General features: G+C 65.1%; 24 protein-coding genes and 1 other RNA gene. 16 read left to right on the forward strand and 9 right to left on the reverse strand.

The window, feature by feature from the left end:
- Positions 1 to 25: 25 nt before the first annotated feature.
- On the forward strand, positions 26 to 1,471 hold the full coding sequence (gene cls / locus ACFFF7_RS01760) for a cardiolipin synthase (protein ID WP_379479642.1): 1,446 nt from the start codon (positions 26 to 28) through the stop codon (positions 1,469 to 1,471).
- 68 nt (positions 1,472 to 1,539) lie between these two features.
- On the opposite strand, the gene ndk is transcribed toward cls, so the two are convergent.
- Positions 1,540 to 1,962, reverse strand: a complete 423-nt coding sequence (gene ndk, locus ACFFF7_RS01765) for a nucleoside-diphosphate kinase (protein WP_379479643.1) — start codon at positions 1,960 to 1,962, stop codon at positions 1,540 to 1,542.
- Between the two features lie 163 nt (positions 1,963 to 2,125).
- Here ndk and ACFFF7_RS01770 point away from each other — a divergent pair, with 163 nt between their 5' ends.
- On the forward strand, positions 2,126 to 2,767 hold the full coding sequence (locus tag ACFFF7_RS01770) for a dioxygenase family protein (protein WP_379479644.1): 642 nt from the start codon (positions 2,126 to 2,128) through the stop codon (positions 2,765 to 2,767).
- A 3-nt stretch (positions 2,768 to 2,770) separates the two neighbouring features.
- Here the strand turns inward: ACFFF7_RS01770 and ACFFF7_RS01775 are convergent, their stop codons facing one another.
- Genes ACFFF7_RS01775 through ACFFF7_RS01785 form a run of 3 tightly spaced genes read right to left on the reverse strand, consistent with a single transcriptional unit; the run spans position 2,771 to position 4,812 of the window.
- Positions 2,771 to 3,205 (reverse strand): DNA polymerase III subunit chi, encoded by a 435-nt coding sequence (locus ACFFF7_RS01775; protein WP_379480450.1) that lies wholly within the window; start codon positions 3,203 to 3,205, stop codon positions 2,771 to 2,773.
- Complete coding sequence (locus ACFFF7_RS01780) at positions 3,205 to 3,354, reverse strand: DUF2256 domain-containing protein (protein ID WP_379479645.1); 150 nt, start codon at positions 3,352 to 3,354, stop codon at positions 3,205 to 3,207. Before ACFFF7_RS01780 ends, ACFFF7_RS01775 begins: the two co-directional genes overlap by 1 nt.
- Positions 3,355 to 3,357: 3 nt before the next feature.
- Positions 3,358 to 4,812 carry a leucyl aminopeptidase gene (locus tag ACFFF7_RS01785; protein WP_379479646.1) on the reverse strand — a complete coding sequence of 485 codons (1,455 nt, stop codon included), beginning with the start codon at positions 4,810 to 4,812 and terminating at the stop codon, positions 3,358 to 3,360.
- A 96-nt stretch (positions 4,813 to 4,908) separates the two neighbouring features.
- Between ACFFF7_RS01785 and ACFFF7_RS01790 the strand changes: the two genes are divergently transcribed.
- From ACFFF7_RS01790 to ACFFF7_RS01810, 5 genes are all read left to right on the forward strand, one after another.
- Positions 4,909 to 7,182 carry an LPS-assembly protein LptD gene (locus ACFFF7_RS01790; protein ID WP_379479647.1) on the forward strand — a complete coding sequence of 758 codons (2,274 nt, stop codon included), beginning with the start codon at positions 4,909 to 4,911 and terminating at the stop codon, positions 7,180 to 7,182.
- Between the two features lie 187 nt (positions 7,183 to 7,369).
- Complete coding sequence (locus tag ACFFF7_RS01795; protein ID WP_379480451.1) at positions 7,370 to 8,680, forward strand: peptidylprolyl isomerase; 1,311 nt, start codon at positions 7,370 to 7,372, stop codon at positions 8,678 to 8,680.
- Positions 8,680 to 9,684: a 4-hydroxythreonine-4-phosphate dehydrogenase PdxA gene (pdxA, locus tag ACFFF7_RS01800; protein WP_379479648.1), complete on the forward strand. Its 1,005-nt coding sequence runs from the start codon at positions 8,680 to 8,682 to the stop codon at positions 9,682 to 9,684. The genes ACFFF7_RS01795 and pdxA overlap by 1 nt, the downstream gene beginning before the upstream one ends.
- A gap of 25 nt (positions 9,685 to 9,709) precedes the next feature.
- Positions 9,710 to 10,531 (forward strand): 16S rRNA (adenine(1518)-N(6)/adenine(1519)-N(6))-dimethyltransferase RsmA, encoded by an 822-nt coding sequence (gene rsmA / locus ACFFF7_RS01805; protein WP_379479649.1) that lies wholly within the window; start codon positions 9,710 to 9,712, stop codon positions 10,529 to 10,531.
- A gap of 111 nt (positions 10,532 to 10,642) precedes the next feature.
- Positions 10,643 to 11,236, forward strand: a complete 594-nt coding sequence (locus tag ACFFF7_RS01810; RefSeq protein ID WP_379479650.1) for a hypothetical protein — start codon at positions 10,643 to 10,645, stop codon at positions 11,234 to 11,236.
- A gap of 28 nt (positions 11,237 to 11,264) precedes the next feature.
- On the opposite strand, the gene ACFFF7_RS01815 is transcribed toward ACFFF7_RS01810, so the two are convergent.
- Both ACFFF7_RS01815 and ACFFF7_RS01820 read right to left on the reverse strand, forming a co-directional pair.
- On the reverse strand, positions 11,265 to 11,714 hold the full coding sequence (locus tag ACFFF7_RS01815) for a PilZ domain-containing protein (protein WP_379479651.1): 450 nt from the start codon (positions 11,712 to 11,714) through the stop codon (positions 11,265 to 11,267).
- Positions 11,715 to 11,758: 44 nt separating this feature from the next.
- Positions 11,759 to 13,861, reverse strand: a complete 2,103-nt coding sequence (locus ACFFF7_RS01820) for a malate synthase G (protein ID WP_379479652.1) — start codon at positions 13,859 to 13,861, stop codon at positions 11,759 to 11,761.
- A 169-nt stretch (positions 13,862 to 14,030) separates the two neighbouring features.
- On the opposite strand from ACFFF7_RS01820, the gene ACFFF7_RS01825 reads away from it, so the two are divergent.
- From ACFFF7_RS01825 to ACFFF7_RS01840, 4 genes are all read left to right on the forward strand, one after another.
- Positions 14,031 to 15,242, forward strand: coding sequence for a hydrolase (locus ACFFF7_RS01825; RefSeq protein WP_379479653.1), 1,212 nt, complete (start codon positions 14,031 to 14,033; stop codon positions 15,240 to 15,242).
- Positions 15,239 to 16,270, forward strand: a complete 1,032-nt coding sequence (astA, locus tag ACFFF7_RS01830) for an arginine N-succinyltransferase (RefSeq protein ID WP_379479654.1) — start codon at positions 15,239 to 15,241, stop codon at positions 16,268 to 16,270. The genes ACFFF7_RS01825 and astA overlap by 4 nt, the downstream gene beginning before the upstream one ends.
- Positions 16,271 to 16,272: 2 nt before the next feature.
- Positions 16,273 to 17,523: an N-succinylarginine dihydrolase gene (locus tag ACFFF7_RS01835; RefSeq protein ID WP_379479655.1), complete on the forward strand. Its 1,251-nt coding sequence runs from the start codon at positions 16,273 to 16,275 to the stop codon at positions 17,521 to 17,523.
- A 110-nt stretch (positions 17,524 to 17,633) separates the two neighbouring features.
- On the forward strand, positions 17,634 to 17,876 hold the full coding sequence (locus tag ACFFF7_RS01840; RefSeq protein WP_379479656.1) for a hypothetical protein: 243 nt from the start codon (positions 17,634 to 17,636) through the stop codon (positions 17,874 to 17,876).
- A 195-nt stretch (positions 17,877 to 18,071) separates the two neighbouring features.
- Here ACFFF7_RS01840 and ssrA read toward each other — a convergent pair.
- Positions 18,072 to 18,436, reverse strand: a transfer-messenger RNA (tmRNA) gene (ssrA, locus tag ACFFF7_RS01845).
- A 48-nt stretch (positions 18,437 to 18,484) separates the two neighbouring features.
- On the reverse strand, positions 18,485 to 18,892 hold the full coding sequence (gene mscL, locus ACFFF7_RS01850; RefSeq protein WP_379480452.1) for a large conductance mechanosensitive channel protein MscL: 408 nt from the start codon (positions 18,890 to 18,892) through the stop codon (positions 18,485 to 18,487).
- A 177-nt stretch (positions 18,893 to 19,069) separates the two neighbouring features.
- On the opposite strand from mscL, the gene ACFFF7_RS01855 reads away from it, so the two are divergent.
- Genes ACFFF7_RS01855 through ACFFF7_RS01875 form a run of 5 tightly spaced genes read left to right on the forward strand, consistent with a single transcriptional unit; the run spans position 19,070 to position 22,630 of the window.
- Entirely contained in the window at positions 19,070 to 19,750 is a 681-nt protein-coding gene (locus ACFFF7_RS01855; RefSeq protein WP_379479657.1) for a LemA family protein, read from the forward strand.
- A 24-nt stretch (positions 19,751 to 19,774) separates the two neighbouring features.
- Positions 19,775 to 20,623 carry a TPM domain-containing protein gene (locus tag ACFFF7_RS01860; protein ID WP_379479658.1) on the forward strand — a complete coding sequence of 283 codons (849 nt, stop codon included), beginning with the start codon at positions 19,775 to 19,777 and terminating at the stop codon, positions 20,621 to 20,623.
- Positions 20,623 to 21,309, forward strand: coding sequence for a TPM domain-containing protein (locus ACFFF7_RS01865; protein ID WP_379479659.1), 687 nt, complete (start codon positions 20,623 to 20,625; stop codon positions 21,307 to 21,309). Before ACFFF7_RS01860 ends, ACFFF7_RS01865 begins: the two co-directional genes overlap by 1 nt.
- A 9-nt stretch (positions 21,310 to 21,318) precedes the next feature.
- On the forward strand, positions 21,319 to 21,846 hold the full coding sequence (locus tag ACFFF7_RS01870) for an NUDIX hydrolase (protein WP_379479660.1): 528 nt from the start codon (positions 21,319 to 21,321) through the stop codon (positions 21,844 to 21,846).
- A gap of 1 nt (position 21,847) precedes the next feature.
- The gene (locus tag ACFFF7_RS01875; protein WP_379479661.1) at positions 21,848 to 22,630 is read left to right on the forward strand and encodes an SDR family oxidoreductase; all 783 of its coding nucleotides are present in this window, start codon (positions 21,848 to 21,850) and stop codon (positions 22,628 to 22,630) included.
- A gap of 218 nt (positions 22,631 to 22,848) precedes the next feature.
- Here the strand turns inward: ACFFF7_RS01875 and ACFFF7_RS01880 are convergent, their stop codons facing one another.
- The gene (locus tag ACFFF7_RS01880) at positions 22,849 to 23,949 is read right to left on the reverse strand and encodes a hypothetical protein (RefSeq protein ID WP_379479662.1); all 1,101 of its coding nucleotides are present in this window, start codon (positions 23,947 to 23,949) and stop codon (positions 22,849 to 22,851) included.
- Positions 23,950 to 24,076: the final 127 nt, after the last annotated feature.

Consider the following 24,076-nt stretch of genomic DNA (forward strand, 5'->3'; position numbering starts at 1 on the left):
AGAAAAAGCGCACATATCGCCCGCGATGCTGCACGACCTGCGTTATGTCCTGAGCTTCCTTTTTCTGGCGGTCGAGCTGGCGATGGTGCTGCGTGCCCTGTTGCGGCCCTTGCGTGAGCCAACGTCGCGAATTGCCTGGGTCCTGGCGATTCTGCTGGTGCCGATTGGCGGGGTGGTAGCCTATCTGCTGCTGGGCGAGGCGCGGATCAGCAAGCGCCGCCGCGCGCGCTTTGCCGCGATCGAGGCGCACCTGACCCGCCCAGACGGGGATCCCGAGGCGGCGCGCCTGCTACTTGAAAGCCCGCATGCGGCAGCCTTTGCCCGGGGCCGCGCCGTCAATGGCTTGCCTCCGACTCTCTATAACTCCGCGTCGCTGGCCGACGACGACAATGCCGCCATCGACGCGATGATCGCCGACATCGATGCTGCGGTGCAAACCGTGCACCTGTGTTTCTATATCTGGCTGGCCGACGGCAACGGTCTCAAAGTGAAGGACGCGTTGATCCGCGCGGCAGGGCGCGGCGTCCGGGTGCGGGTGCTGGCCGATGCGCTGGGATCGCGCAGCTTTCACCGCTCTCGCCACTGGCAGGACATGCGCCGGGACGGCGTCGACGCACGGATCGCATTGCCGGTCGGCGGGCTGCTCTGGACCTTGATCCGCGGGCGGCTCGACCTGCGTAATCACCGCAAGGTGCTGATCGTTGACAATGCCGTGGCCTGGTGCGGCAGCCAGAATCTGGCCGATCCGGAATTCCGCATCAAGGCGCGGTTTGGCCCGTGGGTCGATCTGATGACGCGTTGGGAGGGGCCGGTTGCGCGGCACTTCCAGTTCCTGTTCGCCGGCGACTGGATGGCCGAGCATGGCGACGACATTACGGCCTTGCTCGCTCCGGGCCCAGCCCATGCACCAGACCTGCCGCCCGGTATTCCCGCCCAGGTGATCGGCACGGGACCAACCATGAGTCATCCCGCGATGACCGAATGCTTCAGCGAACTGGTCCACGCTGCTCAAGCCGAGCTGGTCGTGACGACGCCCTATTTTGTCCCCGACGAACAGTTGCTGTTCGCGCTGCTGTCCGCGGCGCGGCGCGGCGTGCGCGTGGTCCTGATCGTGCCGCGCAAGAATGACAGCTGGGTCGTCGCCGGGGCAAGCCGCAGCACTTATGCCGACCTGCTCGCCGCCGGAGTTGAACTCTACGAGTACCGGCCCGGGCTGCTGCATGCCAAGACGATGGTGGCCGACGGAACGACCGCGCTGATCGGATCGGCCAACCTTGACCGGCGCAGCTTCGAGCTGAACTTCGAGAACAACGTGCTGTTCCATGACCCTGCATTCGCCAGCCAGATCCGCGCCCGACAGGACCAATGGCTGGCGCGATCCACCAGGGTCACGCTCAGCCGGGTCAAGGGTTTCGGCCTGCTCGAACGGCTATGGCAGAACCTGATGGCAATGGCCGGACCAGTACTGTGAGGGTCTTTACGCAAAAAGGCCGCCGGATCGCTCCGGCGGCCCTTTGATAAACGCAATGCGTTGGCAGATCAGCCGACGATTTCTTCAGGCTTGAAAAAGTAGGCGATTTCGATCGCCGCGTTCTCGTCGCTGTCGCTGCCGTGGACGGTGTTTTCACCAATCGACAGGGCGTGGGTCTTGCGGATCGTGCCTTCGGCGGCATCGGCCGGGTTGGTCGCACCCATGATGTCGCGGTTACGCGTAACGGCGTCTTCGCCTTCGAGTACTTGCACGACAACCGGTTCGCTCATCATGAAGTCGCACAGTTCGCCGAAGAAGGGGCGTTCCTTGTGCACCGCGTAAAAGCCTTCAGCCTGCTCGCGGGTCATGTGGATGCGCTTGGACGCGACGACGCGCAGGCCGGCCTCTTCCAGCATCTTGGTGACCGCACCGGTCAGGTTGCGGCGGGTGGCGTCGGGCTTGATGATCGAGAAAGTGCGGGTGACCGCCATTGATCTGTCCTTGCAGTGGAGTTGGGGGAGAGTTGGCGCGCCCCTAGCGGGGAAAGCGGCGCTCTGCAAGACGGTGGGGATTGGGCTGCCTGGCGCGATTCTGTTGGTCGTGATAGCCGTTGTCTGCTATTTTCCGGTCCGGGTCGCATGGGGAGAGACAGCCATGCGCGATGATGACCGCCTGATTTCACGCCGCACGTTCGCCGGCTCTGCGCTGGCAACGGCCACGCTTCTGGCCGCGCCGCGCAGCCATGCCGCCGAAGCGCTTGCACCTACGCCAAGCGAAACGATCGGTCCGTTTTATCCGATACAGAGATTGCTGGAATCGGACGCCGATCTCACCCGGATCAAAGGGCACCGCAGCCGCGCCAAGGGCACGGTGATCGAAGTCACCGGCCGCGTGCTCGATCGCCACGGAAATCCGATGCGCGGCGCAAAGTTGGAAATCTGGCAGTGCAATGCGGCAGGGCGTTACGCCCATCCCAACGATATCGCCACTCAGCCGCTCGATCCGGACTTCCAAGGCTATGCGTCGATCGTGGCGGATCGGACCGGGGCCTGGCGCATCACCACGATCAAGCCAGCGGGCTATAACTCGCCGATAGGATTCCGCACGCCCCACATTCATTTCGACGTGCAGGGGCGAGCCCACCGCCTGACCTCGCAGATGTATTTCCCGGACGAGGACAAGACCAACCAGACTGACGGGCTCTACAGCCAGATGGGCAGCGCGGCAGTGCGGACGGTGGCGCGGGCCGACGGGGTGGGACGCTACAACTGGGATATCGTCCTGATGGATGGATAGGCCTCAGATCGCCTGGACCCAGCGCCCACCATCCTGCTTCCAATAGCGGCTCTCCACGCCCTCGCGTCCGTTCAAGGCGCGCCACGTTGCCCGTGCTTGCTCAATTGTGGCTTCGTCGAACAGCAGGAATACGCGATCGAAATCCAGCGCTTCGTCGCGCCAGACGCCGTCGGCAAAGGCGACGAAGCGCGCCGCGTTGGCGGGCACCACGGAGCCTGCAAGCAGGATCGGCTGGCGCGCGTCGTGGGCGCCGCCCGCTTCGCCGTGGGCCAGAAAGCTGTCCTTGCGCTCCCACAGCGCCAGATCGATGCGCTGACGCAGCGCCGCATCGTCTGCCACGACCAGCAGCCGCTGCCCGGCATCGAGCACCTTGCCGGCAATCAGTGCCAGCGCCGTTTCGGCGGGATCGCGGCTGAGCTGATAGAAATCGACCTGCATCACGCCTTACCCTTGGAGCCGCGGCAGCGATCGGAGCAATAGCGCACCTGATCCCAGTCGCGTTCCCACTTCTTGCGCCAGGTGAACGGCCGGTTGCAGGCGAGGCAAACCTTGCTGGGCAGGTCCGCCTTGCGCCGCATCCGCGCCATGGCTCAACCTTCGAGGTTGTCGCGCACGAACCGGTCGAGCACGCGCACGCCATAACCCGTCGCGCCCTTGTCCCAGGTCGCACCCGGCTTCGACGCCCAGACCATCCCGGCGATGTCGAGATGCGCCCAGGGGCGATCCTTGTCGACGAAGCGCTGGATGAACTGCGCCGCAGTGATCGACCCGCCTTCGCGCGGACCGACGTTCTTCATGTCGGCAATCGGACTGTCGATCAGCTTGTCATAGGCCGGCCCCATCGGCATCCGCCACAACCGATCGCCCGAAGCATCGCCCGCGGCGATCAGCTTGGCGGCAAGGCCATCATCATTGGCGAAAATGCCGCCATGCTCATTGCCCAGTGAAATGATCATTGCCCCTGTCAGGGTGGCCAGATCGACGATCGCCGCCGGATTGTATTCCTTCTGGGTCCAGGTGATCGCATCACACAGCACCAGCCGGCCCTCGGCGTCGGTGTTGATCACTTCGATGGTCTGGCCGGACATCGATGTGACGACATCGCCGGGGCGCTGCGCCTTGCCGTCGGGCATGTTCTCGACCAGGCCGCAGATGCCGATGACATTGGCCTTGGCACCACGCCGCGCCAGCGCGAGCATGGCACCGGCGACTGCGCCTGCACCGCCCATATCCCACTTCATGTCTTCCATCCCGGCAGCGGGCTTAAGGCTGATCCCGCCGGTGTCGAAGGTCACGCCCTTGCCGACAAAGGCTGTAGGCCGCTCGCCCGCCTTGCCGCCGTTCCATTCCATCGCCAGGATCCGCGCCGGGCGGACCGAGCCCTGGGCGACGCCGAGCAGAGCGCCCATGCCCAGCGTCGTCATTTCCGCATCGTCGAGCACGCGGAGCTTGATCCCGGTGCCGTCCAGCCGTGCAGAAACCCGCGCCACGAAGCTTTCGGGATAGATGACGTTGGCCGGCTCCGTCACCAGTTCGCGAGTCAGCTCGACACCGTCAGCCAGAGCGGATTCAACCGCCCACGCCGCCGCGCTGCCATCAGGCGCGCCAATCACGTTGACCTGAGCAAGCGTCGCCTTCTGCTCTTCAGGCATACGCGTGCGATAGAGATCATAACGCCAGGCGCGCAGGCGCAGGCCAAGCAGCACCGCTGCCACTTCCGCTGCCGATAACGCAGAGCCAGTAAGATCAAGATTCAACGCCGCTTCGCCCGATGCGCCGAATTTGGCCGACAGCGCGGCGCCGGCCTTTTCCAGGGCAGCCAGACGGTCGCGCGCAGCCGCATCCCCGGCTCCTGCCAAGGCAACGCGGACGACGCTGTCCCCCCGCGAGACGAAGCCTTCATAAAGCTGCCCGGCCTTGCCGCTGAAGCGCGAAGCTCGCGCCCCTTCGACCAGTGCCGCTTCCAGACCGGACGGCAAGGCATCCTGATCGACGATCCGGGCAACCGGCCCGGCAGCAGCGGCAGAAGTGAAGGCAATTTTCATAGGGGCTCCAGGGATTGTTCGGGCCTTGCGGCAAAGCGTTGAGGCAATTGGTTGGCGTGGATTGCAGTTAGGCGCGGGCAGTGCGATAGGCAAGCCATGCTCCCTCCCGCGCAGCCCTGGCTGCATAGCTTTGATCTGCCTTGCCGCACCTGGCGCCTCAATGCGGCGGCGATGGCGCTGACATTGCTGGCGCTACCCGGACAGGCCCGGGCGCAAGACGCGCCCGACGCGGTCCAGCCAGCTGTGACCGGTGCGACCAACGATGGACCGATCGGCTTTGAGGCCGACGGCGTCAGCTATGACAGCAACGGCGATACGGTGACAGCTTTCGGCAATGTCATCCTGCGCCGGGGCGATCAATCGATGCGCGCCGATCAGGTCGTGTGGAATCGCAGCACCGGCAAGATCCTGGCCACGGGCAACATCCGCTTCGTCGATCCCGACGGCAACCAGCTGTTCTCGGAATCGCTGGAACTGACCGATGAATTCAAGACCGGCGCGATGGACAACATGCTGCTGGCCCTGCGCGAAGGCGGACGGCTGGCCGCACTGAAAGGCGAACGCGGTGAAGACGGCCGCATCTATCTGACCAATGCGGCCTACAGCGCCTGTGCGGTTGAAGACAGCGACGGATGCCCGAAGAATCCAAGCTGGCGGATTACGTCACAGCGGGTGATTTATGATCCGGAAAAGAAGCAGGTGCGCTTCACCGGCGCAAGGCTGGAGCTGTTCGGAGCAAAGCTGCTGCCCTTGCCCGGATTGGTGCTGGCGACGGACGGGCGGCCGATAAACGGCCTTCTGATTCCGGACGTGCGCTATTCGTCATCCAATGGGATCGAGCTGGTCAACACCTGGTATCAGCGCCTTGCTCCAGACAAGGACCTGGCCCTCTCGGGCTACGTATATACCAAGGCTGCACCGATGCTTTCGGGGACCTATCGCCAGCTGGCCAGCAAGGGCGCGTTCCAGATTACCGGCTATGCCACCTATGGCTCGCGCATTCCGATCGGCAGCGCACTTCCGACCAGCCAGAAGGATTTTCGTGGCTATTTTTCGGCAAACGGAAAGTTCCAGTTCGATCCCAACTGGAGCTTGACGTTCTCCGGCCGGGTCGCCTCCGACCGCACCTTCCTGCGGCGCTATGACATCAGCCGCGATGACCGGCTGCGCTCGATGATCGACCTCGAACACATCGACGCCAACAGCTATCTCAGCCTGGCCGGCTGGGCGACCCAGACGCTCCGCGTGGGCGACAGCCAGGGCCAGGTTCCCGTGGCGCTGCCGGTGCTCGACTATCGCCGGCGGCTGGCCGATCCGGTGCTGGGCGGCAAGGTCGAATTGCAGCTCAATTCGCTGGCGATCACGCGGACCAGCGGGCAGGATACCCAGCGCGCCTTTGCCAGCGCGCGATGGGACATGCGCAAGCTGACCCCGTGGGGTCAGGAAGTGACGTTCACCGCCCTCGCCCGCGGCGATGTCTATCACACGGACGAGACCGGCCTGACCTCTACCGCAATCTATCGCGGCAATCCCGGGTGGGAAGCGCGCGGCATCGCCACGGCGGCAATGGACGTCAAATGGCCGCTGACCGGGGCTTTCCTGGGCGGCAACCAGGTGCTGACACCGCGCTTCCAGGTCGTGGCCAGCCCGGCGCTGGCCAACCTGTCGGTGCCCAACGAAGACGCCCGGGCGATCGATCTGGAAGACTCCAACCTTTTCGCGCTCAATCGCTTTCCCGGCTACGACCGGGTCGAGGACGGGGTACGCTTTACCTATGGGCTCGACTGGTTCTGGGAACGCCCCGACTGGCGGATCAATGCCACCATCGGCCAGACCTATCGCCTGACCAGCCGGCCGACCCTGTTCCCCGACGGCACCGGATTGTCGAACCGGGTTTCGGACGTGGTCGGGCGGACCGAGATCCGCTTCAAGGATTTCGTCAAATTCACCCACCGCTACCGCCTCGACAAGGACAACCTCGCAGTGCGGCGCAACGAATTCGACGCCACTGTCGGGACCAGCCGGACCTATGCCGAAGTCGGCTATCTTCGGCTCAATCGCAATATCAGCTCGGCCATCGAAGACCTGCGCGACCGCGAGGAGGTGCGCTTTGCCGGGCGGGTCGGGTTTGCCCGGTACTGGTCTATCTTCGGTTCTGGCGTGGTCGATCTGACCAGCACCAACGAGGATCCCACCGCCGTTGGCGCCGATGGCTTCCAGCCGGTCCGCACCCGGCTTGGCGTGGCCTATCAGGACGATTGCATCGATCTCGATTTCACCTGGCGCCGTGACTATGTGGCGACCGGTGACGCACGAAAAGGCAATACCTTTGAAGTGCACTTCGCCCTGCGCAATCTTGGCTTCCGTTGATAGGGGCGACTGGCGCATTGGCAGTCCTGCTCAAGTGCGCTATCCGCCCGGCAAGCAGGCGCCATGCTCAGCTTGGGTTAAGCCGGATCGTCCCAATGGGCGCGGCAGGTCCGGCAGGCATTGGCCAGCCGTTTTTGGGAATTGAAACACGGTGAAACTGACTTCGTCGCTTCGTACTTCGGCCCGCATGGCCATGGCTCCGCTCGTCGGCATCGCCCTCACGCTGGGCGGCACGGTAAATGCGCAGGATGCCTCGGGCGCGCTCAAGCTGCCGGACAATCCGCAGTTTTTCGCCAAGGAAGACCCCAACAACCGCAAGGCCAAGGTGGTCATCAATGGTGAAGTTATCACCGGCACCGATGTCGATCAGCGTGTCGCGCTGATCGTCGCGGCCAGTGGCAACAAGATCGGTGACGAGGAATTGCAGCGCCTGAAGCTGCAGGTCATGCGCAACCTTATGGACGAAACGCTGCAGATCCAGGAAGCCAAGATCCAGGACGTGACGATCGACGATGCAGAAGTCGATCAGACCTATGCCCGCGTCGCCAGCCAGAACTTCGGCCAGGATCTGAAGGCGATGGACGCCTATCTTACCAGGATCGGTTCGTCGCCGGCCTCGCTGAAGCGGCAGATCCGCGGCGAATTGTCATGGCAGCGCCTGCTGCGCCGCAATGTCCAGCCCTTCGTCAACGTGTCCGACGAAGAAGTGCGCGACGTGATCAAGCGGATGCAGGAATCCAAGGGCACCGAAGAATACCGCGTCGGTGAGATCTTCCTATCGGCCACCGACGAGAACAAGCCCGCGGTGTTCGAAAACGCCAAGAAGATCGTCGAGCAGCTCAAGCAGGGCGGCTCGTTCCAGGGCTACGCCAGGCAGTTTTCCGAAGCCTCGACCGCAGCGGTTGGCGGCGATCTGGGCTGGATCCGCGTCGGACAACTGCCGACCGAGCTGGGCACTGCCCTGACCAGCATGCAGCAGGGACAGCTGGCCGGACCGGTTGAGACGCGCGGCGGCTTCTCCATCATGCTGCTGATCGACAAGCGCCAGGTGCTGACTGCCGATCCGCGTGATGCCCTGCTCAGCCTCAAGCAGGTTTCGATCAGCTTCCCCAAGGGAACGACCCAGCCCCAGGCAACAGCCAAGGCCAAACAGTTCGCCGAAGCGATGCAAGCCGCACGTGGCTGCGGAACGGTCGATGCAATCGCTGCCGGGTTAGGCGCAGAGGTGGTCACCAACGAACAGATGAAGGCACGCGACTTGCCGGCTCAGCTGCAGCCAATGGTCCTAGGTCTGACGCTGGGTGAAACCACGCCGCCGTTCGGTTCGATCGAAGACGGTGTGCGCGTGCTGATGCTGTGCGGACGTGACGATCCGAAGTCGGCAGCGGAACCCAATTTCGAGGAAATCCAAGCCCAGATCGAAGATGAGCGCGTCAACAAGCGCGCCCAGACTTATCTGCGCGACCTGCGCCGCGACGCGATCATCGATTACGATTGATGCCGGCCGCCCCGCTCGCTGTGTCGCTGGGCGATCCGGCGGGCGTGGGACCTGAACTGATAGCGGCGGCGTGGGCTGAACGCGAAAATCACGGTTTGCCGACGTTCTTTGCGGCTGGCGGTGCGGATCTGATCCGTGCTGCTGCGCACAGCCGCGGCCTTACGCTGCCGGTCGTGGAGATTTTTCATCCTTTCGAAGCGATGGACTGCTTTGACCGCGCCCTGCCCGTGCTGGCCGGCGCCGACGGCGACTATACACCCGGCGCGCCCGATCAGGACGGCGCCCGACTGGCACTGGCATCGCTGACTGAGGCGACCCGGCTGACCGTCGACGGCGGGGCCGAAGCGCTGGTGACTGGCCCGATCCACAAGGCGCGGCTGGCTGAAGTCGGCTTTGACTTTCCCGGTCAGACCGAATTTGTCGCGGCCGCCTGTGACGTGCACGAAGGCGACGCGGTTATGATGCTGGCCGGGCCGCATCTTCGAACTGTGCCGCTGACCGTGCACATCGCGCTGGCACAAGTAACCGCGTCACTGAGTGAGGCCTTGATCGAGCGCAAGGGACGGATCGTGGCGATGGCGCTGATGCGCGATTTCGGTATCGCCGCGCCCCGCATTGCTGTTGCCGCGCTCAATCCGCACGGGGGAGAGGAAGGCCGCATGGGCGACGAGGAAGCGCGCCTGATCCAGCCGGCGATCGAGCGCCTGCAGGCTGAAGGCATTGCCATCGACGGGCCCTTTGCCGCCGACGGCCTGTTCGCCCCGCGCCAGCGCAACAGCTTCGACGTGGCGCTGTGCATGTATCACGACCAGGCATTAATTCCGTTGAAGGCGCTCGATTTCGATCAGGGCGTCAACGTCACGCTGGGTTTGCCGATCATCCGCACCAGCCCCGATCACGGCACGGCCTTCGGCATCGCTGGCAAGGGCATTGCCGATCCCGGGGCAATGATTGCCGCGATCCGCATGGCCGGGGACTGCGCCGAGCGGCGGTTTGGCGTTTAGCCTGACCATCCTCTAAGAGGCAGGCGTGAATTCAGATCTGCCACCCTTGCGCGACGTCATCGCCCGCCACGGCCTCACCGCTTCGAAAGCGCTGGGCCAGAACTTCCTGTTCGATGAACACCTGCTCGACCGGATCGCAGCGATACCGGGCAAGCTTGACGGCGCGCAGGTGCTTGAGATCGGCCCCGGTCCGGGCGGCCTGACGCGCGCCCTGCTGCGCGGCGGGGCGCAGGTCACCGCGATCGAAATGGACCGCCGCTGCCTGCCGGCACTGGCCGAACTGGGCGAGGCCTTCCCCGGCCGCCTGCGCGCGATCGAAGGCGATGCCACCAAGGTCGATCACGGCATCGACGGCCCCTACCACGTCGTTGCCAACCTGCCCTACAATGTCGGCACCGCCTTGCTGGTCGGCTGGCTGAGCGGGCAGGACTGGCCTCCGCGCTGGGCCAGCCTGACTCTGATGTTCCAGCTGGAAGTTGCGCAGCGGATCGTCGCCGAAGCCGGGAGCAATGCCTATGGCCGCCTTGCCGTGCTGGCGCAGTGGCGCGCCGCGGCGAAGATCGCGATGAAGGTCCACCGCAGCGCGTTTACCCCGCCGCCAAAGGTGATGAGCGCCGTGGTCCACATCACCCCGTCAAAGATGCCGGAAGGCGTTTCGGCGCGCATTTTGGAACGCGTCACCGAGGCAGCCTTCGGCCAGCGCCGCAAGATGCTGCGTCAGAGCCTCAAGGGCCTGCCCGGCGCGCTCGACGCACTGGCGGCGCTTGGCATAGACCCGCAGCGCCGCGCCGAGACGCTCAGCGTCGCCGAATTCGTCGCCATTGCCCGCATCCTGGCTGCAGTCTGACCGCTTGTGCCCTGACTGCTTGCGCGTTTCCAAAAGCAGTGCAAAAATATCCGCGATGGTATGACACGGACCGTGCAGCCGGCGCTGTATCGGCCAAGGGGAAGCCGATCGATGCGCATTCGAACCCTTTGCATCCTTCCGCTGCTGGCCATGCCTGCCGGTTGCGACCAGCTGTTTGCCGATGTCGTGCACCAGCCGCAATCGGTGGTGCTTAACCAGCTGCACTACATGCCCAACGCCGCCAACCTGATGGAAATGCCTCGGCGGTTCCCCAACACGGCGATGCGGATCGACAGCGGCGACGGGGTGATCAACTGGACCTATGCGATTGGCGGGCAGGATTCCTGCCGGTTCACTGCGCATGTTGCCAAGGAGGGCGAGGACCGTTCGACCGTGTGGACCACGATCGAAGACATCAGTCCGGGTGGAGAGGGCTATCTCTGCGGTTCGATCAATGTCGCCGGCAAGGAGAGCGTGGCGGCAACACTTGAAGGACGCGCGGGTGACCGGATGAAGGTCGAAAAGGAACTGGCTCTCGTGATGGTCGGCAACATGGCCTCGGTCCAGAAATCGCTGGGCAAGCAGATCGTCGACATGGCGCCGAAGAAAATGGATTGCCGTGAATATGGCAGCACCGAAATGCAGGACGCGTGCCGAACGCGCGAGTTCCTGCGCGAACACGAACGGCAACAGCCGGCGCGGTGATGCCCAGCGCGGCGGTCAACCCGCCAGGTCAGACCCAGTTGAGCAAGGCGCGGATCATGAAGACAACACCTGCCAGCCCGCAGGCCGCAAGGAACAGCTTGTCATGAAAGGCGAACTGCTTTGCCGGCTCTGCGCTTTTTGCCGCGCCGAAGGCGCTTCTCTGGACCAGCGTTCCGCTCCGTAGTGCTTCCACATCGAGCCGGTCCTGCAGCACCACCCCGAAGCGGTCCGCGCGATTCCAGCGGACCTGGCCGACCAGCACGGCACGGCCCAGTACGACTTCGACAATTTCTCCCCGCGGCGGCACCCGGCTGGCGGTCATCGACAGCCCGCGCGAGGACGCGTCGATCAATCGCGCATCGTGTTCACCGGCGCGCCAACGGACCCGTGCGGGCCGCATTACTGGCTTTCGTTCTTCGCGTTTATTTGCAGCGGCGACCATTTTTCGGTTCCATTTTTGGACCTTCGCCGCGGCCATATCGCGCGCCGCTTATAACATCGTTAACGCGGCGCTAGACACGTTCAGCCCTGCTTGCGGATCTGTCGCCAGTGGTGCAGCAGCGGCTCGGTATAGCCGCTGGGCTGCTCGACGCCTTTGAACACCAGGTCAAGCGCGGCGCGGAAAGCCGGTTTGTCCTCGTTACCGGTCAGCGGCTCGTAGAGCGGATCGCCTGCATTTTGCGCGTCGACCTTGGCCGCCATGCGACGCAGACTGTCCATGACCTGCGCTTCGGTGCAGACGCCGTGCAGCAACCAGTTGGCCATGTGCTGACTGGAAATGCGCAGCGTCGCGCGGTCTTCCATCAGGCCGACGTCGTTGATATCGGGCACCTTTGAACAACCCACGCCCTGGTCGATCCAGCGCACGACATAGCCGAGCAGGCCCTGCGCATTGTTGTCGAGTTCCTCGCGCACTTCATCTTCCGAGAAGTTTTGCCCCGTTGCCAGCGGCACGGCCAGCAGTTCTTCGACCGAAGGAGTCGGCTTGGCGGCAAGGTCGCGCTGGGCATCGAAAACGCCGACCTGGTGATAATGCATCGCGTGGAGCGTCGCGGCGGTGGGCGACGGCACCCAGGCGGTGTTGGCGCCCGAGCGCGGGTGCGCGATCTTCTGGATCATCATGTCGTGCATCATGTCCGGCGCGGCCCACATGCCCTTGCCGATCTGCGCCTTGCCCGACAGCCCGCAGGCCAGCCCGATCTGGACATTGCGCGCCTCATAGGCGGCGATCCACCCGCTCTGCTTCATCGCGCCCTTGCGGATCATCGGCCCGGCCCGCATCGAGGTGTGGATTTCGTCCCCGGTCCGGTCGAGGAAGCCGGTATTGATGAAGACAATCCGGTCCTTCACTGCATGGATGCACGCGGCAAGGTTGGCCGAGGTACGGCGTTCCTCGTCCATCACGCCGACCTTGACGGTGTGGCGCGGCAGGCCGAGCAAGTCCTCGACGGCATCGAACAGGTCGTTGGTGAAGGCGCACTCCTCAGGCCCGTGCATCTTGGGCTTGACGATGTAGATGCTCGCTTCCCGGCTGTTGCGGTACTTGCTCAGTCCGGTCACGTCGTGCGCGCCGATCGCGCTGGTCACCACGGCGTCGAGCACGCCTTCAGGGATCTCGCTGCCATCAGCCAGCAGCACGGCCGAGTTGGTCATCAGGTGGCCGACATTGCGCACGAACAGCAGGCTGCGGCCGGGCAGAACCAGTTCGTTGCCGTCCGCGCCGGTCCAGCGGCGGTCTTCGGCCAGCGTGCGGGTCAGGGTCTGTCCGCCCTTGGCAAAGGTATCGGCCAGATCGCCGCGGATCACGCCAAGCCAGTTGCGATAGGCGGCCAGCTTGTCTTCGGCATCGACCGCGGCGACCGAATCCTCAAGGTCGCAGATCGTGGTCAGCGCGGCTTCGAGCACGACGTCGGCGATTCCGGCGCGGTCGGTCCGGCCGATCGGGTGATCGCGGTCCAGCACCAGTTCGATATGCAAGCCGTGGTGCGCAAAGAGCAGGCCACCGGGGCGCTGGCCGCAATAATGGCCCGGATCGCACAGCGGCGGCACGCCCTCACCGTCCCAGTCGGACCAGCTCATGCCATCAAGCGGCAGCGCCAGATCGAGGAAAGCACGCGCTGCGATGATGACGGCTTCACCGCGGACCGGATCATAGTCCCCCGGACGGGCCGGGGGCGCGTCAAGCGCGTCTGTGCCGTAATAGGCGTCATAGAGGCTCCCCCAGCGGGCATTGGCCGCATTGAGCAGGAACCGCGCGTTGAGCACCGGCACCACCAGCTGCGGCCCGGCCATGGTAGCGATTTCGCGGTCGACGTTCTGGGTTGCAATTTCGAATGGCGCAGGTTCGGGCACCAGATAGCCGATTGCAGCCAGAAAGGCCTTGTATTCGGCCATGTCGATCGGCTTGCCGGCCCGCTCCATATGCCAGGCATCGATCTGCGTCTGCAAGTCTTCGCGCTTGGCCAGCAGCGCGCGATTGCGCGGAACGAAGCGATCAAGCAGCCCGGCAAAGTCCCGCCAGAATGCGGCGAACTCGCGGCCCAGCGGGGCCAGCACTTCGGCTTCGATAAAGCCCGCCAGAGCGGCATCGATGCGCAGTCCGTTCTTCTCAACCCGATCGCTCATTCCATCCTCGCACAGCCATGATCGCGGCTCCACCCAGCAGTGTGGCCCCAATGTGTCAACGATTCCGGGGAGGAACGCCCGGGCCTATGCCGCAGTTGCGAAGACTTGGCAACGGCTGCGGCGACAGGGGGTTGGAGACACTGTGCGGCTCGGCTAGAGACGGTTTCATATGCAACAGATTTCGCCTTCGGAACGCGCCCTGATCGCCGGCGTCGATGCCGCGCCGATGCTCGGCCAGGTACTGGCGTGGAGCGCGATCAACACCGGCACCGGCAACCGCGAGGGCCTGGCCCGGCAATGGGACGCGCTGGCCGCGGCGTTCGCGGATCTGCCCGGCACGGTCGAAGCGGCCCATCCCGCCCCAGTCAAGGCGGTCGCGCCCGATGGGACCGAGCGCGAGGTCGTCAACGGATCGCATCTGGTGCTGCGGGTCCGCCCCGCTGCGCCGCGGCGCTTCCTGCTGACCGGGCATATGGACACCGTATTCCCCGCCGATCATGCATTTCAGCAAACCGTGTGGCGCGATGCCCAGACCCTGAACGGACCGGGCGTGGCCGACATGAAGGGCGGGATCGCGGTGATCCTCGCCGCGCTTAAGGCGTTTGAGCACAGCGCGGGCGCTGCGGCGACTGGCTATGACGTGCTGATCAATGCCGACGAGGAAACCGGCAGCCTGTCCTCCGCGCCGCTGATCGCCGAGCTCGCCAAGGGCAAGGTCGCGGCGCTGACCTATGAACCATCGGCCTTGCCCGACGGCACCCTGGCCGGCGCGCGCGCGGGCAGCGGCAACTACAGTGTCGTGGTCACCGGACGCTCGGCCCACGCCGGGCGCAATCCCGAGGACGGGCGCAACGCGGTGGTCGCGGCGGCGGCACTGGCGGTTCGCCTGAAAGCGATCGCGCGCGATGGCCTGTCGGTCAATCCGGCGCGGATCGACGGGGGCAGTGCCAACAACGTCGTCCCCGATCACGCCGTGTTGCGCTTCAACATCCGCCCGCGCAGCACCGAGGACGCCGCCGCGTTCGATCACTATTTTGCCGCTCTGCTGGCCGAATTGAGCGCGGCGCACGACGTGAGCATGCACAGCCACGGCAGCCTCTCGCGCCCGCCCAAACCGCTCGACGCCAAGGCCGAAAAGCTGTTCGGCCTGGTCGAGGAATGCTCTGCGCTGCTCGGCCAGCCGATCGGGCGGATCGCCTCGGGCGGGGTCTGCGACGGCAACAACATCGCCGCCTGCGGGGTTCCCGTGGTCGATACCATGGGGGTCTGCGGCGGCGCGATCCATTCACCGGACGAGTTCCTGCTCGTCCCCAGTCTTGAGCACCGCGCACAACTGTCCGCGCTGGTGCTGCATCGCCTTGCCACCGGAGCACCCCTTTGACCCATATTATCCGCGCCGCGACCGAAGCGGATCTGCAGCACCTCTACGAGATGGCCAAAAGCACTGGCGGCGGCTTCACCAACCTGCCGCCAGATCGGAAAGCGCTGACCGCCAAGCTGGAACGCGCGGCGGCGGCCTTTGCCCGCGGCGGAGACGAGGTGAATGACGACATGTTCGTCTTCATGCTGGAAGACACGGCGACCGGCGATGTGCGCGGCACCTGTCAGGTGTTTTCCGCCGTCGGCCTGAAAGGGCCGTTCTATTCCTACCGCATCGGGGCGCTGACCCAGCATAGCGAGGAACTGGGCCGTACTTTCCGCGCCGATATCCTCAACCTGTCGACCGACATGGAAGGCCTGTCCGAAGTCGGCGGCCTATTCCTCCATCCGGGCGAGCGCTCGGGCGGGCTTGGGATGCTGCTCGCGCGCAGCCGCTATCTGTTCATCCGCAACCACCGCAACCGCTTCGCTGAGAAGACCTTCGCCGAACTGCGCGGGGTGATCGACGAGGCCGGGGGATCGCCGTTCTGGGACGGGGTCGCAGGGCGCTTTTTCGGGATGAATTTCCAGGAAGCGGATGAATTCAATGCCAAGCATGGCAATCAGTTCATCGCCGACCTGATGCCCAAGCATCCGGTCTATATCGCGATGCTGACCGACCATGCCCGCGCCGTCATCGGCGTGCCCCATCCCTCGGGCCGCGCCGCAATGCGGATGCTTGAGAACGAGGGCTTTGCCTGGGAAAACTATGTCGACATCTTCGACGGCGGACCGACGATGACCGCACGCACGGACCAGATCCGGTCAGTGCGCGAGGCAGTCGATGCAGAGGTGCGCGCCATCGATGACAAGCTTGGCGATCACAAGGGCGGCGAAAAGCGCCTGGTCGCGGTGGGCAAGATGATCGATTTCAAGGTGGCCTATGGCTGGGTCGATGCACGGGATGAAGGCATCGCCGTCGATCCGGCCTGTGCCGCCGCGCTGGGCATCGAGCCCGGCATGACGATCACCCACGTGGCGCGGTGGTGACCATGACAGCGGTGGAAATCAACTTCGACGGGATCGTCGGGCCGAGCCACAACTATGCCGGGCTCAGCCTGGGAAATCTGGCTTCCGCCAGCCACGGCGGCGATGCCTCTTATCCCCGTGCCGCAGCGCTGCAAGGCCTGGCCAAGATGCGCCACAACATGGCGCTGGGGCTGGTGCAGGGCTTCTTCCTGCCCCAGCCCCGGCCCAATGCCGCGTTCCTGACCGCGATCGCCGCCGACGGCAACGAGGACCGCCGCCTGCTCGCCGCGGCATGGTCGGCCAGCTCGATGTGGACCGCGAACGCCGCTACCGTTTCCCCCGCCGCGGATACCGCCGATGGCCGCTGTCACCTGACCGTGGCCAATCTGGTGACCATGCCGCACCGTTCGCAGGAATGGCCCGACACACTCCGTCAACTGCGCCTGGCCTTTGCCAACGTAGCGGCGTTCGCGGTGCACGAACCGGTTCCGCCATGCTTCGGCGACGAGGGCGCCGCCAATCATATGCGCATGTGCGCCAATCACGGCGCGCCGGGGATCGAGATCTTCGTCTATGGCAAAAGCGGCGGAGCCTTTCCCGCGCGCCAGCACGAGCAGGCCAGCCGCGTGGTCGCACGGCGCCACGGTCTCGATCCGGCGCGCACCCTATTTGTCGAGCAGAATGCCGCTGCAATCGCTGCCGGGGCGTTCCACAACGATGTCGTAGCCGTCGCCAATGAGCGCGTGCTTTTCACGCATGAGCTGGCCTTTGCCGATCCGGACGGGACCTATGCCGCGATCCGCGCTGCCCTTCCCGAGGCGGAGATCGTCATCGTCCCGGCTGACGCTGTAAGCCTGGCCGACGCCATTGCCTCTTACCTGTTCAACGCCCAGCTCCTGACTTTGCCGAGCGGTGAGATGGCGCTTATCATTCCGCTGGAAGGCTGGGAGCACCCGCGGGTGCGCGCCTGGCTCGACGGGATGCTCGCCTCGAACGGTCCAATCCGCCGGGTCCTGCCGGTCGACGTGCGTCAGTCGATGGCCAACGGGGGCGGCCCCGCTTGCCTGCGTCTGCGTGTCGTGGCCGATCCGGCCGCGATCGATCCGCGTTTCCTGCTGGATCCGGTTAAGGCCAATCGCATCGAGGCAGTGATCGCAGCGCATTGGCCGGAGAGCATCGCGCCCGACGAACTGGGGACTGAGGCTTTGGCAGAAAAGGTTAACGCTGCCCGCGCCGCTCTGCTGGCGGAACTGGATCTTTCCGTGCTTTCCTGAGCCGATTGTCGCTAATATTTACACTTGCCAATCTGTTAACCAGCGCTTTGCGCCGCAACCGGGGACTGGCATGGTCGTTGCTACGACTCATGTCCAAGGAAAGTCTCCCCATGCTTCGCAAGATCAGCCGCCTGTTCGTGATCAAGACTCGCTTTGAAGCGTGCCTGATCATCTACGCGCTTGGCCTCGGCGCGATCGAGCGGGGCAAGGTCTATCTCGATGTCTTTCCGGGCGTCGGTGGTTGGCTGCTGATGGCCGCCTGCACCGGATCGGTGTTCCTGGCCGGAGCCAAGATCTTCGACTGCATCGCTCACGAAAAGCGCATCAAGGATCACCCCGAAACGGTTTTCTGATGTAGTGTGGCCATCGACTGGTCGTAAATTGGCTCGGGCCGGTGCGAGAATGCTGCCGGTCGAGAACCGGCGCGCGGCGACCTGCTAGGTCGTGAGCACCGGAAGCGCAGAACGGTAGCGTTCGCAGCCCGGCATCAGTCAATTTACGGACGGTCGAAGGTGGGGGTTTCTGTTGCTACGTACCCCCGGACGCCCGGTTTCCGATTCTGTTACCCGGTTCGGTCCGAACCGTGCTTTCGCTTTGTAAGATCAGGCCGTTAGGCCGTCAGGTTACGCGGCGAGAGCAAGTGCTTCGTTGTCGTTGGCACTTGTGAGTTTTGAGCCTTGATCGGGTTACTCAGCCCGGGTGAAAACTGCGCTTTTCAACACACGTCGATCCTAGTTCGGCCCCGTCATTACCCCTGCGACAACAGGGCCCCTGCCAAGGCAGGGTAGTAATGGTGGAGCCGCCGGGTACCGCCCCCGGGTCCGCTGCGCCTAGTACACGCAACAATTTATCACCATAGCCGGGCGAACCCGGCAGGACCGATATAGGGGGCCTGCGGACGAAAGGAAAGGGGCGGAAGCCGCAGCGCGGCCCCGCCCCAAATCCAAACAGCTGATTTGGCTTATTTCTTCAGAGAATCGCGAATTTCAGCAAGCAATTCGACTTCGGTTGGGCCAGCCGGCGCGGCAGGTGCGGAAGGCATCGCCCGGTTGGCGGCGCGAACGATCTGGAAGATCACGAAGGCCATGATCAGGAAGTTGATCACCGCGGTGATGAAACTGCCATAGGCGAGTACATTGGCCCCAGCCTTGCGCGCGGCGTCGAGCGGGGTACCGGGCGCGACATCGCCGCTGAGCACAATGTACTTGCTGGAGAAATCGAGCCCGCCGAAAATCTTGCCGACCACCGGCATGATCAGATCATCGGTCAGCGAAGTAACGATCTTGCCGAAGGCTGCGCCGATGATCACGCCGACGGCCAGATCGAGCACATTGCCTTTGGCGATGAATTCCTTGAATTCCGACATCATGCCCATTGTGCGTCCCCATTCTTCATTAACCCTGCATTGGGTGCTGCCACAATTGGCATAGCGTCACAACAACCGATTGCTGTCACATAATTGCGGGCGAGTCCTTGCGCGCCTTGTGGCTATCACTACATTCGCGGACATGGGCGGTTCGTCCCGCCGGAGAGAAGGAACGCACTGATGGTTGACCGTTTTTCGAGCATCCTGCCCCGCGCCGCCATTGTGGCCGTCGCTTCGCTCACTCTGGCCGGGTGCGGCATCAATTCTGTTCCGACGGCCGAAGAAAACGCCAAGGCCAAGTGGGCCGATGTCGAAAGCTCGTACCAGCGCCGCGCCGATCTGGTCCCCAACCTGGTCGAAACCGCCAAGGCTGCCGCAGCCTCTGAAACCACCATTCTGACCAATGTCACCAACGCCCGCGCCGCCGCGACCTCGATCAATATCCGGACCGAAGACCTGTCCGATCCGGCGACCTTCGAGAAGTTTCAAAATGCCCAGAATCAGCTGACCCAAGCTCTGGGCCAGCTGCGCACCGTGGTCGAAAACTATCCCCAGTTGCAGAGCCAGGCCCGCTTTGCCGACCTGATGGCCCAGCTTGAAGGGACCGAAAACCGGATCAACGTTGCCCGCACCCGCTACAACGAGGCCGTGCAATCGTACAACACCACAATCCGCACCTTCCCTGACGCGATCGGCGCCAAGATTTTCTACGGCGCCAAGCCGATGGTGCCGTTCAAGGCCGATCCCGCCGCAGCAAACGCGCCGAAGGTCAACTTCGACATGGCCCCGGCACCGACTGCGGCGAAGCCGGGCGCCAACGACAACGCCGCTGCACCCGCGTCTTCAGCTGCCGCTCAGTAAGCGGGATTGACAGGAGACGCGGCCATGCGGCCCGCTCTGACCTCCGCTCCGCTGGTGCGGCTGCTGCTTGCCCTGATCGCCATGGTGCTGGCCTCGGCCGCCACCATGGCCAGGGCCGAACTGCCTGCGCGGCCCACCGGCCCGATCCTTGACGCCGCGTCGATCCTCCCCGACGCCAAGGAAGCCGCGCTCGACCGCAAGCTGCGCGATTACAATTTGCGCACCGGCAGGGCCCTCATGGTTGTCAGCGTGACAAGTTTGGATGGCGAGGACGTCGCGACCTATGCCAACAACCTTGGCCATGCCTGGGGCGTTGGCGGCAAGGACAGCGACCAGGGCCTGATCTTTCTCGTCGCCCCGACCGAGCGCAAGGTTCGGATCGAAACCGGCTATGGGCTTGAGCAGTACTTGCCCGACGTCCTCGCCTCGCGGATCATCCGCGATCATGTGACCCCTAGATTCAAAGCTGGCGACATGCCCGGCGGGATCGATGCCGGCATCGATGCAATCACCGCCCAGCTTGACCGTGATCCGGCCGACGCCAAGGCGGTTGCCGAAGCGGCCAAGGCTGCCGCTGCGCAGCGCAGCGCTGACAGCGGCGGCTCGGGCATCGCTGGCGTCGTTTTCTGGTTGATCCTGATGATCGTGCTGATCTCGTTCTTCAACCGGCGCGGTCGGCGCGGCTATCGCCGCAGCGGGATCGACCCGGGCATCATCCTGTGGGGGATTTCCGAGGCGATGCACCATGGCCGCGGCGGTGGTGGTTCCGACTGGGGCGGCTTCGGCGGTGGCGGCGGTGGCGGAGGTGGTTCCGACTGGGGCGGCTTCGGCGGCGGCGATTTCGGCGGCGGCGGGGCTTCGGGGGATTGGTAATGGCCGGCGCAGCACATCATCTGAGCGACGATGACCGGGCCGCGATTTCTGCCGCGGTCGAAGCGGCCGAGAGCAAGAGTTCGGGCGAGATCGTGACGATCGTCTCGGACCGCTCCGATGGCTATTTCGACGTTGCTCTGGCCTGGTCGGCGCTGGTCGCCATGACGGCGCTGACCGTGCTGTCGCTGCTGCCGGATTTCTACCTTGGCCTGATCGACCGCGTGCTCGGTCGCTGGAGCCACGAGTGGACGCCGCGGGCGGTGCTGGTCCTTGCGACCTGCGCGGCCATCGCCAAGTTCCTCGGCATGTTGCTGCTCCAGCTGTGGCGTCCGCTGCGGATGTGGCTGGTACCGCGCTTCGTCAGCAATCCGCGCGTCCGCGCCCGCGCCGTCACCCTGTTCCGCGTCGGGGCCGAGCGCCGCACGACCGGGCGCACCGGCATCCTGATCTACCTCAGCCTGGCCGAACACCGCGCCGAGATCGTCGCCGACGAGGCGATCGCCAGCAAGGTTTCCCCCGAAGTCTGGGGCGAGGCGATGGCGGCGATGCTGGTCGAGCTGCGCGCCGGGCGGATCGGCGCCGGCATGGCTGCGGCCGTGGCCAAGGTCGGCGACGTGCTCGCACAGCACCTGCCCCGGGCCGAGGACGACAAGAACGAATTGCCCGACCGGGTGATCGAAGTCTAAGCCGCGGGCATGGATTCGGAAGAAGAGCGCACCGTCTGGGCGGGCAAGTTCATCGCTGCCAAGGTCAAGGGCAAGTGGGAATACGTCAGCCGCACCCGCGGGATCAAGGCGGCGGTGATCCTGGCCATTGACGCCGAGGACCACGTCATCCTGGTCGAACAGTTCCGCGTGCCGCTGGGCCGCCCGGCAATCGAGTTTCCCGCCGGCCTGATCGGCGACCACGGCGAGGACGAGGACGCCACCCAGGCCGCCAACCGCGAGCTGGAGGAAGAGACCGGCTACCGCGCCGCGCGGATGGACGTCATTGGCGAGTTCTACTCCTCCCCCGGCATGGTCACCGAAAGCTTCACCCTGCTGCGCGCCCACGATCTCACCCAGGTCGGCCCCGGCGGCGGGGTGGACGGCGAGGACATCACGGTCCATCGTGTCCCCGTGGCAGGAATCGCCGACTTCATTGCAGCATCGCGGGAACGCGGGCTGGGCATCGACGTGCGGCTGCTGATGCTGCTCGGTACGGACATTGTGAGAGGACGATAAGATGGCAGGACGGGTTGCAGGCAAGAAGGCGCTGGTCACCGGCGCAGCGCAGGGCCTGGGCGCAGCGCAGGCGCGGATGCTGTGCCGCGAGGGCGCGCAGGTGCTGCTCGCCGATATCAACGATGAGCTGGCCACCAATGTCGCCAACGCGCTCAATGAGGAGTTCGGCCCGGCCCACGCCCTCGCCTGCCATCTCGACGTGACCCAGCCCGACCAGTGGGAAGCCGCGGTCGAGCTGGCCCGCGATGCCTTTGGCGGGCTGTCGATCCTGGTCAACAACGCCGGCATCGGGGTGCGCGGCAATATCGAGACCGCGACGCTGGACGACTGGCACCGCGGCTTCGCGGTCAACGTCGATTCGGTCTTCCTCGGCTGCCAGAAGGCGCTGGGGCTGATGAAGGATACCCAGCCCGGCTCGATCGTCAACATCTCCTCGATCGCCGGGCTGATCGCCAGCGACACCATGCCCGGCTACAACGCCAGCAAGGCGGCGGTGTGGATGCTGAGCAAGTCGGTTGCCCTCTACTGCGCCAAGATGGGCTGGGACATCCGCAGCAACTCGGTCCACCCGACCTTCATCGATACCCCGATCCTCGACGGCATGGTCGCCTCCACCGGCAAGCCCAAGGACGTGATCATGGACAAGCTGGCCCGCCAGATCCCGCTCAAGCGCGTCGGCCACCCCGACGACATCGCCTATGGCGTGCTCTACCTCGCCAGCGACGAAAGCCGCTTCGTTACGGGGGCCGAGCTCAAGATCGACGGCGGCATCAGCGCGATGTAGGCGCCCGTCCGGGCTCCGAAGTTCACAAACCTGACAGGGTGCTGGCGGGGGAAATCCACGCCCTCACCGTCGCGCCCCCTTCCCCCTTTCGTCATCCCGGACTTGATCCGGGATCCAGCGCACAAAGGAACGTCGTCGCATCGCGACGGCCCTGTTCGTGCGGACTGGATCCCCGCCTGCGCGGGGGTGAGGAAGTAGGGCGCGGGAAATCCACCCCCTCACCGCCACGCCGTCAGCGGCCAGGCGCCGTCGTTGGCGGCGAGCAGCGATTCGCGCTCGGCCGCGGTGGCCAGGCCGAAGGCGGCGCGGTAATAGAGCGCCAGCCGCGCCGCGCGGGCCTCGCCCCACACCGCCGCGCGCCGTTCGGCAAAGTCCGCCTCCTCCGGGGTCAGGGTGCGGAACGCCGCCTCGACATCGGGCCAGGGCTCGCCGTCATCGGCCAGTGCGGGATCGGCGGGATCGGGCGCGATCGGATCGAATTCGTCGTCCACCGCCAGCCGGAACCACTCGGCGGCAAAGTGCGGCGGCGCCGGCCAGTTGGTCAGCATCCGGCCGCGCGCCTCGTCGAAAGCCAGCCGGTAGAACCCCACGTTGAGCAGCTGCGCCTCGGTCGCCGGAAAGCCCATGTCGTCGACCGTGTCCTCCAGCGGCGGGGGGATCGCGGGATCCTCGGCAACAGGCCCTCCCCCAACCCCTCCCGCAAGCGGGGAGTCGCAGACGGCGCCCTGCGCCAGCGGAGCGAGACTTGCGTCGCCATCGGCGGCGCTAGTCGCAGCGGGGAGGGTTTCCACCGCCAGCGCCTCGCCCCGCTCGGCCCGGTCCAGCGCCGCGTCCCAGTCCGCCGCCACCGCCGCGGTGACCTCGGGCGGGGCGGCCAGCCCCTGCTCGACCAGCACCTGGCGGTTCTGCGCGATCAGGCCGAGCAGCAGGCGGTTGTCATAGTGGCGCACCTCGCCCACCACTTCGCCGTGATAGACCAGCGGGCGCAGCTCGCCCTGCACCGCGCGGTCCCAGGCGAGGTCGACCAGATGCTCGGCGGCGAGCAGCCGCGCCGCGTCCCACGCCTGGGCAAAGCCGCGCGCATCGGCCCGCCGCCGCAAGGCATAGGCCGCCTCGCGGCTCATCCCCACCGCGCGCGCCGCCGCCGCCACCGACCCGCTGCCCGCCAGCGCCTCGAGAAAGTCCCGCTGCCGCTGCGGCGTCCACCCGTCACTGCGCTGGCGCGTGGGGACGAGCGGGGGGAGGATGATGTCTGGGGCGTCATCGCCATCTTGCGAACAAATGGGATGCTCAATCCCGCCACGTGCAGCCTCGTCCATGATCGATCTCCTTGCTGAGAGGAAAACCGGACATTTTGCAGATATTCGGGGTGTAGGAAAATTCTTCGAAGCCGAGTGGCACGCGAGCCCAAAAGATTGGAGGTGAGAACCCATCACTCCAATCCGA

The organism is Novosphingobium aquiterrae, assembly GCF_042434435.1.
GTDB classification, from domain to species: Bacteria; Pseudomonadota; Alphaproteobacteria; order Sphingomonadales; family Sphingomonadaceae; genus Novosphingobium; species Novosphingobium aquiterrae.